We start from the raw sequence: 11715 nt of genomic DNA on the forward strand, positions 1-11715 counted from the left end.
ACCCTGAGGGACTCAGAGTCCCTCAGGGTTCCCCTCACGGACTTCAGCAAGGTCGCAGGGTCATAGGCCAGGCATTCACAGCGGGTGCTGAGGTCCTTTGTGGACGGTCAGCGGGCGTGGGCTGCGCAGCTTAAGTCCCTGGCAGCGCTCACCAGGTCCGGCTAGGACTCGAGTGTGCCGGTATGTCGTGAGTCCTCAGTAGACAGTCGTCGTGACCCGAGTCCCCACAGCCCGGACCCCGTTGGCCCACAGCTGCTGCACCTTCGCCGATTCCTGCGCGTCCGGCTTGGCATTCGTGCACGACGTGCCCGGCCCGTGCCCCGACATCAGCTCCGTGCACGGACCCTCGTAGTGGTCCGGCAGGCCGAGGTTGTGGCCGAGTTCGTGCGCGGCGATGCGGGTCGGGTCGTAGCCCTCGGCGACCTGGCTCGTGTCCAGGTAGACGTCGCCATTGCCGTGCCCGTCGGTTTGCGTGTACGAACCTCCGCTGTTGACCTCGTGGATCTTCACCGTCGCCTTGCCCTCGTCCTTCACCAGCTGGACGTCGCTCACCGCGGCGTTCCAGTTGGCCGCGCCCTGGTCGATCTGGGCGACGTAGTCCGGCGCGCCCGCCGAACTGTAGTAGACGGTGGTCGCCGCGGCGGCGGACGCGGCGGGTGCGATCGCCAGGCCGAAGCCCAGCGGAGCGGCGGTCGCCATGGCCAGTGCGGCGATCCGCCGGAACCCTCGTGCGTGCATCGTGTCCTCCGTACGTCATCGAGAAAGCAAGCAACCCTTGTCCGCTCGACGACGTTAGAAGTTCACCACCGGGGCGACTACGTCCGAAAGTAGGACGCTCCCCCGCGAGAGGGAGGTCCGTCCCGCCCCGGCTGGATCCGCGCGCGCCGCCGCGATGGTGTGCTCGTCGGCATGCAAACGCTGCTGCTCGGCCTGCTGGCCTACGTCGTGGTGCTGTGGCCGCTGGTCGCCGCGGCCCGCAAAGTGCTCGGGGTGCGCGTCGGTCTCGTCCGGGCGCTCGGCGCGGCGCTCGCGGGCTGGCTCGTCGCGGGCACCGTCATCCGGCTGTTCCCGATCGCCGTGCTGACCAACGCCGGGGTCGCGATCGGACTGCTGATCCCGCTCGCCGGCAGCGCGCTCGCGGTGACGCTGTTAGTCCTTTTTGTCGCCGAACTCGCGATTCCGTCCGGCGGGCCCGGTTTGTTCGCCCGGATGCGGTCGCTGCGATCCCGCGCGGCCCGCGCCCGGCGCTACTCGCGCATCATGCGCATCGCGATCCGCCACGGTCTCGGCTCGTTCCTCACCGGCCGCCGCACCGCAGGACCCGACGGCTCCGCGAAACTCGCACGGTCGCTTCGGCTGGCGCTCGAGGAAGCGGGCGTGACGTTCGTGAAGCTCGGCCAGTTGCTCTCGACTCGCGCGGATCTCCTGCCGCCGGTGTACATCCGCGAGCTCAGCCGGCTGCACGATCAGGTTCCGCCCGCGCCCGAAGACGAGGTGCGCGCGTTGCTGCGCGAGGAAATCGACCTCACCGCCTTCGCCCACATCGACGACGAACCCCTTGCCGCAGCGTCGATCGCGCAGGTTTACGGCGCTCGGCTGCGGTCCGGCACCGAGGTCGTCGTGAAGGTGCAACGACCCGGGATCCGTGAGCAGGTGGAACGCGACATCGACATCGTCCGCCGCCTCGCCGCCGTGCTGTACGACCGTGCCGGCTGGGCGCGCTCGCTCGGCGTGCTGGAGTTGGCCGACGGGTTCGCCGAGTCTCTTGAGGACGAACTCGATTTCCGCACCGAAGCCTCGAACATCGACGCCATCGCCGCACATCCGGTCCCCGGCATCACCCTGCCGACTGTCCACAAAGCACTGTCCACAGAGCGCGTTCTGGTGATGCGTCGGCTCGACGGCAAACCGCTCGCCACCGGTTCGACACACTCCCGCGAGGAACTCGCCCGAACTTTCCTGCGCGGACTGCTCGACCAGGTGCTGCTCGGTGGGGTCTTCCACGCGGATCCGCACCCTGGCAACGTTTTGCTGCTCGAAGACGGCACTCTCGGCCTGCTCGACTTCGGCTCTGTCGGCCGCCTCGACACCGGACTGCGCGCCGGTCTGCAAGCCCTGCTGCCCGCCATCGACCGCGGCGACCCGGCCGGCGTCCGCGACGGACTGCTGGAAATCGTCACCCGCCCAGACGATCTCGACGAACAACGCCTGGAACGCGCGCTGGGAGCCCTGCTCGCCCGGCACTTCGGGCCGGGCCGGAGCCCCGGCCTCGACCTGTTCACCGGCTTGTTCCGCGTCATCGCCGAATTCCGCCTGGCCGTGCCGCCGCCGATCGCCGCGGTGTTCCGCGCGTTGGCGACGATGGAAGGCACCCTCGCGACACTGGCCCCGGACTTCGACCTCGTCGCCGAATCCCGCGCGTTCGCCACCGAACGCATCGGCCTGCGCCCGGAAACCCTGCGCCGCACCGTCACCGACGAGTTCACCGCCCTGCTGCCGGTGTTGCGCCGCCTGCCCCGCCGCGTCGACCGGATCGGCGCGGCGCTGGAAGAAGGCCGACTGTCGGTGAACATGCGCCTGTTCTCCGACGAACGCGACCGCGACCTGGTGACTGGCTTGGTGCACGAGGTGCTGCTGGCGTTGGTCGGCATCGCGACCGGGCTGATGGCGGTGCTGCTGCTGTCCAGTTCGAGCGGCCCGCAGCTGGTTCCCGGCCTGACGCTGAACCATGTGTTCGGCTACAACCTGCTGATGATCAGCGCACTGGCGGGGCTGCGGCTGCTTTTCGTCGTCTTCCGGCGCTCCGGACGACAGTCACGAGCAGGCCGACGAACCCGATGAGGAACACGCCCGCCCCGACCCCGGCGGTGATCCTGCTGGTGACGGGCCCGGGATCCGGCTCCGTCGTACCGGGCAGCCCGGCGTCGGTGAACGCGGTGGTCGCCGGGAATTGCTTGGCCCAGAACAGATTCCCGGTGGCCGCGACGACTCCGTACACTTCGGACAGCGACACCGATCCGCCGTTGCCGGACTCGTCGGTCCACCACCGGGAATCGTTCGAGTTGTCGCGCTGGTCACCCGCCACGAACACCGATCCCTGGGGCACTTTCGCGTGGAAAGTCTCCTGCTTGCCGACCACGTAAGGCTCGTCGACCGGCTTGCCGTTCACCTTGATCCGGCGCTGCGCGTCGCAGCACTCGACCTCGTCTCCGCCGACGGCGATCACCCGTTTCAGGAACTTGACGGACCTCCCGCCGACGAACCCGCTCGCCTCGAACACGACAAGGTCGCCCCGGTGGATCTCCTGGCCCTCGCGCAGCCCGAAGACGACCCGCTCGCCCTGCGCGATGGTGTGTGCCATCCCGCCACCGGACAAGGTCACCGATCGATAGCTGAACACGTTGAGGAGCCCGGTCGCCGCCAAGACCGAGCCCGCGATCGCCAGCACGGCGAAGATCGCGAGCAGCCAGGGAAACCGGCGCGGCGCACGCACGGCCGGAGGCGGAGCAGCAGGAAAGCCTTCTGTCACGAAGCGATCATCGGAACAGTTCGGACAATTGTTACCCGCCCGGCTGCCAGCCCGGCCCGGCAGCTTCCCGGCGCCGTTTCCTGCCCCGGCGCACGCCCGTCACCACCGCGCCCAGGAACCCGATCAGAAACGCTCCCGCTCCCGCCCCGAGGAACACCCGCCCCAGGAACGGTCCCTGATCCACCTCGGGCGCGCCAGGCAACCCCGCGGCGGTGAACGCCGTCGTCGGCGGCAGCGTGCGCACCCACCACCGGTTCGCCCCGGTGGCCACGACCACCCCGTACACCTCGGACACCGGCACCGAGCCGTTCATCCCGCTGACCACCTCCATCCGCGAGTCCCGGCCGCGGTCGCGGCGGTCCTCGGCGAGGAAGACCGCGGCCTTCTCGACGACCACATGGAACAGGGGTCCGTCGCCGCTCGCGTAGGACTCGTCGACGGATTTGCCGTTCACCACGATCCGGCGCTTCTCGTCGCAGCAGCGCACGTCGTCTCCGCCCACGCCGATCACCCGTCCCAGCAAGGTGAACGCCCGGTCGCTCTGCTGCGCGGGCATGCGCGCCAGCACTACGTCGCCGCGGTGGTAGACCTGCCCGTCCTGCTTGCCGATGACGATCGTCGTCCCGGCGGACACGGCGGGAGCCATCACGTTGTCCGGCACTCTCACCGCGCGGTAGCCGAACATCGTTACCAGCCCGTACCCGCATCCGGCCACCCCGGCCAGCGCGACCACGACGAACAGCGCCAGCAGCGCCGAAAACCGGCGAGGGGCGCGGGAAACCGGCGGCGGAGCCGGAAAACCGTCGATCACCTCGCGAGCATCGGCGAGCGCCGCGGATCCGTTACGCGGCTCCGGATCGTCCGGGCGGATTGTGCCGCTCTGTCCATCATGGACGGCCGAAATCATCCGTCGCCGTATAGGTCGTTATACGGACTTCACCCCCTGAGGAACGAATTGAGCGGCCGTCCGCCGTCGACGTAAGCGGGCATCGGGCCGGGACTCACCGTGAACGCGACCGTCCCGGCCAGCGCCACCACCACCGTCAGCCCGCCCAGCAGCGAGCCGGTGCGGGCCAGGTCGCCGCCAGGCTGTTTTGCTCCTCCGAGCCGCCCCAGCACTACCGCCAGCACGCCGGCCAGCAGCGCCGCGAACCACAGCGCGCCCAGCACCAGGACGAACACCTCGGCCACGAGCGGGTAGACGCCGCTCACGAGGAGCCGGGGCCGGACCAGCAGCCAGGCCAGCCAGGTCAGCACCGCGAGCGACAAGCTCACCGCGGCCACGGACACCGCTCCCACGGCCAGGCCGCGGCTGGGTCTTTCTTCGGGAGAGGACACGGATTCGGAATCGGGTTCGGTCATTGACCAGTAGTAGCACCCGACCCCGACAGAATCCGGCGTTCCGCCCGGCAGCGCCCGAACGCACCAATCCGGGATACGCCGAAGGCCGCCCCCGGCGAGCCGGGAGCGGCCTTCGAAAGAGCGAACCTCAGACAGTGAACCCGAGCGCCCGCAACTGCTCGCGGCCGTCGTCGGTGATCTTCTCCGGGCCCCACGGCGGCATCCAGACCCAGTTGATCCGGAAGTCGTCCACGAGGCCGCCGGACGTCAGCGCCGCCGACGTCTGGTCCTCGATCACGTCGGTCAGCGGGCAGGCCGCCGACGTGAGCGTCATGTCGATCGTCGCGGTGTTGTCGGTCTCGACCCGGATGTCGTAGACGAGGCCGAGATCGACGACGTTGATCCCGAGTTCGGGGTCGACGACGTCGCGCATCGCTTCCTCGACGTCCTCGATCTTGGCGATGTCGGCGGGGACGGCGGCGGTCTGCTCGGGCAGGTCCGCGGCGGTGCGCCCCTCGCGCGGGTCGGTGGCCGTCTCTTCGCTCATGCCTTCTCAGCTCCTGTGGTGGTACTGGAAACGGCGTCCTTGAACGCCATCCAGCCGAGCAGGGCGCACTTCACGCGCGCCGGGTACTTCGCGACGCCGGCGAACGCGACGCCGTCCTCCAGTACGTCCTCGTCCGGTTCGACCTTGCCCCTGCCCTGCATCAGTTCGACGAACGCGTCCATGGTCGTGAACGCCTCGTCGACCGTGTGCCCGACGACCAGGTCGGTCAGCACCGACGCGGATGCCTGGCTGATCGAGCAGCCCTGGCCGTCGTAGGACACGTCCTCGACTTTGCCGTCGCTGACCTTCACCCGCAAGGTGATCTCGTCGCCGCAGGTCGGGTTGACCTGGAACGACTCCGCGTCGAACGGATCGCGCAGGCCGCGCCCGTGCGGGTTCTTGTAGTGGTCCAGGATGATCTCCTGGTACATGCTCTCCAGGTTCACTGGTCCACCCCGAAGAACTTCTGCGCTTCGCGGATCCCGGCGACCAGAGCGTCCACTTCGGACAGCGTGTTGTACAGGTAGAAACTCGCCCGCACGGTCGCGGGCACCGAACAAGCCCGGTGCAGCGGCCACGCGCAGTGGTGTCCGACCCGCACGGCGATGCCGAGGCTGTCGAGCACCTGGCCCGCGTCGTGCGGGTGCACGCCGTCGATCACGAACGCGACGGTCGCGCCGCGGTCCTCCAGGTCGGTCGGCCCGACGATCCGCACGCCCGGGATCGCGCCGATGCCCGCGATCGCGGCCGCGGCCAGCTCGTGCTCGTGCGCCGCGATCCGGTCCATCCCGACGGCGGACAGGTAGTCCACCGCCGCGCCGAGGCCGATCGCCTGCGACGTCATCGGCACCCCGGCCTCGAACCGCTGCGGCGGCGCGGCGAACGTGGTGCGCTCCATCGTGACCAGCTCGATCATCGAGCCGCCGGTCAGGAACGGCGGCATCGCCGACAGCAGCTCGGTCCGGCCGTACAGCACGCCGATCCCGGACGGGCCCAGCATCTTGTGCCCGGAGAACACCGCGAAATCGACGTCGAGGGAGTGGAAATCGACCGCGAAGTGCGGCACCGACTGGCAGGCGTCGAGGACGGTCAGCGCGCCGACCTCCTTCGCCTTGGCCACCAGCTTGGCCACCGGGTTGACCGTGCCGAGCACGTTGGACTGGTGCGCGAACGCGACCACCTTCGTGCGCGGCGTGATCACACTGTCCATATCGGACAGATCGAGGCGGCCTTCGGCGGTGACCTTGAACCACTTCAGCGTCGCCCCGGTGCGCTGGCACAGCTGCTGCCACGGCACCAGGTTCGCGTGGTGCTCCATCTCGGTGATGACGATTTCGTCGCCTTCGCCGATCCGGAACCGTTCAGCCTCCGGACCGGCGGTGGCGGCGTTGCTCATCGCGTACGCCACGAGGTTGATGCCCTCGGTCGCGTTCTTGGTGAACACCAGCTCTTCCGGGTCCGCGCCGACGAATTCCGCGGTCTTGGCGCGCGCGGATTCGTAGGCGTCGGTGGCCTCTTCGGACAGCTGGTGGGCACCGCGGTGCACGGCCGAGTTCGACGTGAACACGTACCGCCGTTCCGCGTCGAGCACCTGCACCGGCCGTTGCGAGGTCGCTCCGGAGTCCAGGTACACCAAGGGTTTCCCGTCGCGCACGGTGCGCGTCAGGATCGGGAAGTCGGCACGCAGTGCCGCCACGTCAAGGGGAACAGAGTTGGTCGGGCTGTTCGAAGCCGTGGTGGTCATCGAGCCAACTCCTCTCTCTCGGTGTCGTCGGGAACGGGGCGCGGGAAACGTCAGGCCTTGGCGGGCTCGGGAGAGCCGACGTACTTGACGTAGCCGTTCTCCTCCAGCTCGTCGGCCAGTTCGCGGCCGCCGGACTCGACGATGCGGCCGTCGGCGAAGACGTGCACGAAGTCCGGGGTGATGTGCCGCAGGATGCGGGTGTAGTGCGTGATCAGCATGACACCGACCTCGTTGCCCGCCTTGTACTCGTTGACGCCCTCGGACACGACGCGCAGCGCGTCGACGTCGAGGCCGGAGTCGGTCTCGTCGAGGATGGCGAACTTCGGCTTGAGCAGCGCCAGCTGCAGGATCTCGTGGCGCTTCTTCTCGCCGCCGGAGAAGCCCTCGTTCACCGAGCGCTCGGCGAACTCCTGGGAGATGCCGAGCTTGCCCATCTCCTCCTTGACCTCCTTGACCCAGTGGCGCAGCTTGGGAGCCTCGCCCCGGACCGCGGTGGCCGCGGTGCGCAGGAAGTTCGACATCGAGACGCCGGGCACCTCGACCGGGTACTGCATGGCGAGAAAAATGCCCGCTCGACTGCGTTCATCCACGCTCATCTCGAGCACGTTCTCGCCGTCCAGCAGCACCTCGCCGGAGGTCACCGTGTACTTCGGGTGGCCGGCGATCGCGTAGGACAGGGTGGACTTGCCGGAGCCGTTCGGGCCCATGATCGCGTGCGTCTCGCCGGACCGGATGGTCAGGTTGACGCCCTTGAGGATCTCCTTGGCGCCCTCGTCGGTGGTCACCGACGCGTGCAGGTCCTTGATTTCCAGGGTAGCCATCTGCTGTTTCCTAAAGAGTCTGAAGTGGACGGACGGGCTCAGGCGCCCACGGCTTCGAGTTCGGCCTCGATCGCGGCTTCGAGGCGCTCGCGCACCTCGGGCACGCCGATGCGGACCAGGATCTCGTGGAAGAACCCGCGCACGACCAGCCGCCGCGCGGCCTCCTCGCCGATCCCGCGCGACTGGAGGTAGAACAACTGCTCGTCGTCGAACCTTCCCGTGGCGCTCGCGTGGCCCGCGCCCTCGATCTCGCCGGTCTCGATCTCGAGGTTCGGCACCGAGTCGGCGCGCGCGCCGGGGGTGAGCACGAGGTTGCGGTTCAGCTCGTAGGTGTCGGTGGCCTCGGCGGCCGCCCGGATCAGCACGTCGCCGATCCACACCGCGTGCGCGCCTTCGCCCTGCAGCGCGCCCTTGTACATCACGCGCGACTTGCAGTTGGGCACCGCGTGGTCCACGAACAGCCGGTGCTCCTGGTGCTGGCCGGCGTCGGAGAAGTAGACGCCCAGCATGTCCACGTCGCCGCCGCGGTCGGCGAACGTCGCCGTCGGCGAAATGCGGACCAGGTCGCCGCCGAGGGTGACCACGGTGTGGTTGAGCGTCGCGTCGCGGCCGAGCCGCAGGTGCTGCTCGGACACGTGCACCGCGTCGTCGGCCCAGTCCTGGACGCTGACCACGGTGATCTTGGCCGAATCGCCGATGACGAACTCGACGTTGTCCGCGTAGGTGCCGGAGCCGACGTGGTCGAGCACGATGACGGCCTCGGCGAACGCCTCGGCGCGCACCTGCAGGTGGCCGTAGGCGACCTTGCCCTCGCCCGGGCCGTGGATGCGCAGCACCGACGGCTTCGACGCCTGGGTCTCCTTCGGCACGGTGACGATCGTGGCCTTGGCGAAGGACGAGTACGCCTGCGCCGCGATGCGGTCGCTCGGCACGCCGGCCTCGCCGAGGCGAGCGTCGTCGCGGCCGACGGTCTCGATCTTCAGCTCCGGCGCGGCCTCGGTCTCCAGCGTGATCTCGCCGGAGGCGACGGCGGAACCGTCGTGCAGGCCGCGCAGGCGCTTCATCGGAGTGAAGCGCCAGTTTTCCTCACGCCCGCCGGGGACCTCGAAGGCCTCGACGTCGTACGAGGTGAACCGCTCCGCGCGGGAGGCCGCCGGAATGACGGCCCCCTCGCGAAGCGACTCGGAAACGTTGTTCTCTGCCACGGACATTTAGCCGACGGACCCTTCCATCTGCAGCTCGATCAAGCGGTTCAGCTCGAGCGCGTACTCCATCGGCAGCTCGCGCGCGATGGGCTCGACGAACCCGCGCACGATCATCGCCATCGCCTCGGCCTCGTCGAGGCCGCGCGACATCAGGTAGAACAGCTGCTCTTCGCTGACCTTGGACACGGTGGCCTCGTGGCCCATGGACACCTCGTCGTTGCGGATGTCCACGTACGGGTACGTGTCCGACCGCGAGATGGTGTCCACCAGCAAGGCGTCGCAGACCACGCTGGAGCGCGAGTGGTGCGCCCGCTTCGCGACCTTGACCAGGCCGCGGTAGGAGGTCCGGCCGCCGCCGCGCGCGACCGACTTCGACACGATGGTCGAGGACGTGTGCGGCGCGAGGTGCTCCATCTTGGCCCCGGCGTCCTGGTGCTGGCCCTCGCCCGCGAACGCGACCGAGAGGACCTCGCCCTTGGCGTGCTCGCCCATGAGGAAGACCGACGGGTACTTCATGGTCACCTTGGAGCCGATGTTGCCGTCGATCCACTCCATGGTCGCGCCCTCTTCGCACTTGGCGCGCTTGGTGACCAGGTTGTAGACGTTGTTCGACCAGTTCTGGATCGTCGTGTAGCGGCAGCGGCCGCCCTTCTTCACGATGATCTCGACGACCGCGGAGTGCAGCGAGTCCGACTGGTAGATCGGGGCGGTGCAGCCCTCGACGTAGTGGACGTAGGCGTCCTCGTCGACGATGATCAGCGTCCGCTCGAACTGGCCCATGTTCTCGGTGTTGATCCGGAAGTAGGCCTGCAGCGGGATCTCGACGTGCACGCCCTTCGGCACGTAGATGAACGAGCCGCCGGACCACACCGCGGTGTTCAGCGCGGAGAACTTGTTGTCGCCCGCCGGGATCACGGAGCCGAAGTACTCCTCGAAGATCTCCGGGTGCTCCTTGAGCGCGCTGTCGGTGTCCAGGAAGAGGACGCCCTGCTCCTCCAGGTCCTCGCGGATCTGGTGGTAGACGACCTCGGACTCGTACTGCGCGGCGACGCCGGCCACGAGGCGCTGCTTCTCCGCCTCGGGGATGCCCAGCTTGTCGTAGGTGTTCTTGATGTCCTCGGGCAGGTCTTCCCAGCTGGTCGCCTGCTTCTCGGTGGACCGCACGAAGTACTTGATGTTGTCGAAGTCGATCCCCGAGAGGTCGGCGCCCCAGTTCGGCATCGGCTTGAGGTCGAACAGCTTGAGCGCCTTCAATCGGGCGTCGCGCATCCACTCGGGCTCGGACTTCTTGCCGGAGATGTCGAGGACGACGTCCTCGTTCAGGCCGCGGCGGGCGCTGGCGCCCGCCTCGTCGGAGTCCGCCCAGCCGAAGGCGTAGTTGCCAAGGGACGCGATGGTCTCTTCCTGGCTCAACGGCTCGGTGGTGGGAGTGCGCTGCTCGGCAGCGGCAGTCATGCGGGTTTCCCTCCATTCGGGATCCGTGGTGCGTGCCCTTCGGGCGGCGCGGCCGCGTCTCCGGGCGTCGTGCGGTCCGGCTCGGGATGGGCCGGGATACCCGCCGGTCCGGCGGGTACGTGTGTGGTGCACGCGTTGTCTCCGCGCGCGATGGTCGCCAGCCGCTGGACGTGGGTGCCCAGCAGCTTCGCGAACGCTTCCGTTTCGGCCTCGCACAGCTGCGGGAATTCCGCGGCGACGTGCGCGACCGGGCAGTGGTGCTGGCACAGCTGCGCGCCTACGTGCGCGGCCGGGGCTTCCGCTCCGACCGTGCCGACCTGGCGGGTCGAGGCAGCGTAGCCCTCCCTGCTCAGCGCGGTGGCGAGGGCCTCGGCGCGCTCGACCGGATCAGCCGATCCGGTGATCGCCTGCCGGTGCGGCCCGACGAGCCCTTCGACCCGGCGCTCGGCGAACGCGCGCACCGCGTCCGGGCCGGCGTGCTCGGCGAGGAAGCGGATGGCCGAGACCGCGAGGTCGTCGTAGGCGTGCCCGAACCGGGCGCGGCCCGCCTCGGTGAGCAGGAACAGCTTGGCCGGACGGCCGCGTCCGCGCGGGCCCTTGCGGGGGGCGTCGCGGGTCTCGGCCTCGCCGTCGGCCTGCAGCGCGTCGAGGTGGCGGCGGATCGCCGTCGGGCTGATGCCGAGCTGCTCCGCGACCACCACGGCGGTCATCGGGCCCTGCTCCAGCAGCAGCCGGGCGACCTCGTGCCGGGTGCGGCCCTCGGCCACGTTCACCGCGCTGACCTGCACGGGAACGCCGACAGCCGCGGCGCGCGGCTGCTCGCCGCGCCCCTCGCCGGTGGTCCCGTTCTTTTTCACAACACAAGTGTGTCTTATTTCCGGCCAGCGGGCAAAGGCGGGGTGTCGGGCAGTGACCCGACTCACCTCCGGACGCACCCCGCCGCCGCAGCCCCCGCCCCAGGTCCGTGAGGGGAACCCTGAGGGACTCTGATTCCCCCCGGGGTGCCCCCCCCGCCCCGCGGCCACCCCCCGCCCCGCCATGGGGGGGCCCGCGGCTGGGGGCCGGGTTGGGCC

At 69.3% G+C, this 11715-nt stretch carries 12 protein-coding genes; 1 reads left to right on the forward strand and 11 read right to left on the reverse strand.

The window, feature by feature from the left end; genetic code table 11:
- Positions 1 to 195 precede the first annotated feature (195 nt).
- The gene (locus tag ACFXI3_RS28775) at positions 196 to 738 is read right to left on the reverse strand and encodes a snapalysin family zinc-dependent metalloprotease (protein WP_378403627.1); all 543 of its coding nucleotides are present in this window, start codon (positions 736 to 738) and stop codon (positions 196 to 198) included.
- A 171-nt stretch (positions 739 to 909) separates the two neighbouring features.
- Between ACFXI3_RS28775 and ACFXI3_RS28780 the strand changes: the two genes are divergently transcribed.
- Positions 910 to 2841 carry an AarF/UbiB family protein gene (locus ACFXI3_RS28780; protein WP_378403629.1) on the forward strand — a complete coding sequence of 644 codons (1932 nt, stop codon included), beginning with the start codon at positions 910 to 912 and terminating at the stop codon, positions 2839 to 2841.
- Here the strand turns inward: ACFXI3_RS28780 and lepB (ACFXI3_RS28785) are convergent.
- The 10 genes from lepB (ACFXI3_RS28785) to ACFXI3_RS28830 form a co-directional block, all read right to left on the reverse strand.
- A complete protein-coding gene (gene lepB / locus ACFXI3_RS28785; protein WP_378403631.1) occupies positions 2756 to 3529 on the reverse strand; it encodes a signal peptidase I in 774 nt (257 codons plus the stop codon). The two genes, ACFXI3_RS28780 and lepB (ACFXI3_RS28785), sit on opposite strands and share 86 nt — an antisense overlap.
- Before the next feature lie 31 nt (positions 3530 to 3560).
- Positions 3561 to 4436 (reverse strand): signal peptidase I, encoded by an 876-nt coding sequence (gene lepB / locus ACFXI3_RS28790; protein ID WP_378403633.1) that lies wholly within the window; start codon positions 4434 to 4436, stop codon positions 3561 to 3563.
- 29 nt (positions 4437 to 4465) lie between these two features.
- Positions 4466 to 4891: a hypothetical protein gene (locus ACFXI3_RS28795; protein WP_378403635.1), complete on the reverse strand. Its 426-nt coding sequence runs from the start codon at positions 4889 to 4891 to the stop codon at positions 4466 to 4468.
- A gap of 127 nt (positions 4892 to 5018) precedes the next feature.
- Complete coding sequence (locus tag ACFXI3_RS28800; RefSeq protein WP_378403637.1) at positions 5019 to 5417, reverse strand: metal-sulfur cluster assembly factor; 399 nt, start codon at positions 5415 to 5417, stop codon at positions 5019 to 5021.
- Positions 5414 to 5863 (reverse strand): Fe-S cluster assembly sulfur transfer protein SufU, encoded by a 450-nt coding sequence (gene sufU, locus ACFXI3_RS28805; protein WP_344267200.1) that lies wholly within the window; start codon positions 5861 to 5863, stop codon positions 5414 to 5416. The genes ACFXI3_RS28800 and sufU overlap by 4 nt, the downstream gene beginning before the upstream one ends.
- Positions 5860 to 7161, reverse strand: coding sequence for a cysteine desulfurase (locus tag ACFXI3_RS28810; RefSeq protein ID WP_344267202.1), 1302 nt, complete (start codon positions 7159 to 7161; stop codon positions 5860 to 5862). Before ACFXI3_RS28810 ends, sufU begins: the two co-directional genes overlap by 4 nt.
- Before the next feature lie 50 nt (positions 7162 to 7211).
- Positions 7212 to 7982, reverse strand: coding sequence for a Fe-S cluster assembly ATPase SufC (gene sufC, locus ACFXI3_RS28815; RefSeq protein ID WP_344267204.1), 771 nt, complete (start codon positions 7980 to 7982; stop codon positions 7212 to 7214).
- A gap of 38 nt (positions 7983 to 8020) precedes the next feature.
- Positions 8021 to 9193 (reverse strand): Fe-S cluster assembly protein SufD, encoded by a 1173-nt coding sequence (gene sufD / locus ACFXI3_RS28820; protein WP_378403640.1) that lies wholly within the window; start codon positions 9191 to 9193, stop codon positions 8021 to 8023.
- The gene (gene sufB / locus ACFXI3_RS28825) at positions 9194 to 10642 is read right to left on the reverse strand and encodes a Fe-S cluster assembly protein SufB (RefSeq protein ID WP_344267208.1); all 1449 of its coding nucleotides are present in this window, start codon (positions 10640 to 10642) and stop codon (positions 9194 to 9196) included.
- Positions 10639 to 11499: a helix-turn-helix transcriptional regulator gene (locus ACFXI3_RS28830; RefSeq protein ID WP_377928143.1), complete on the reverse strand. Its 861-nt coding sequence runs from the start codon at positions 11497 to 11499 to the stop codon at positions 10639 to 10641. Before ACFXI3_RS28830 ends, sufB begins: the two co-directional genes overlap by 4 nt.
- Between the last annotated feature and the right edge of the window lie 216 nt (positions 11500 to 11715).

It is taken from the genome of Amycolatopsis sp. NPDC059235 (assembly GCF_042754125.1).
GTDB lineage: Bacteria > Actinomycetota > Actinomycetes > Mycobacteriales > Pseudonocardiaceae > Amycolatopsis > Amycolatopsis albidoflava.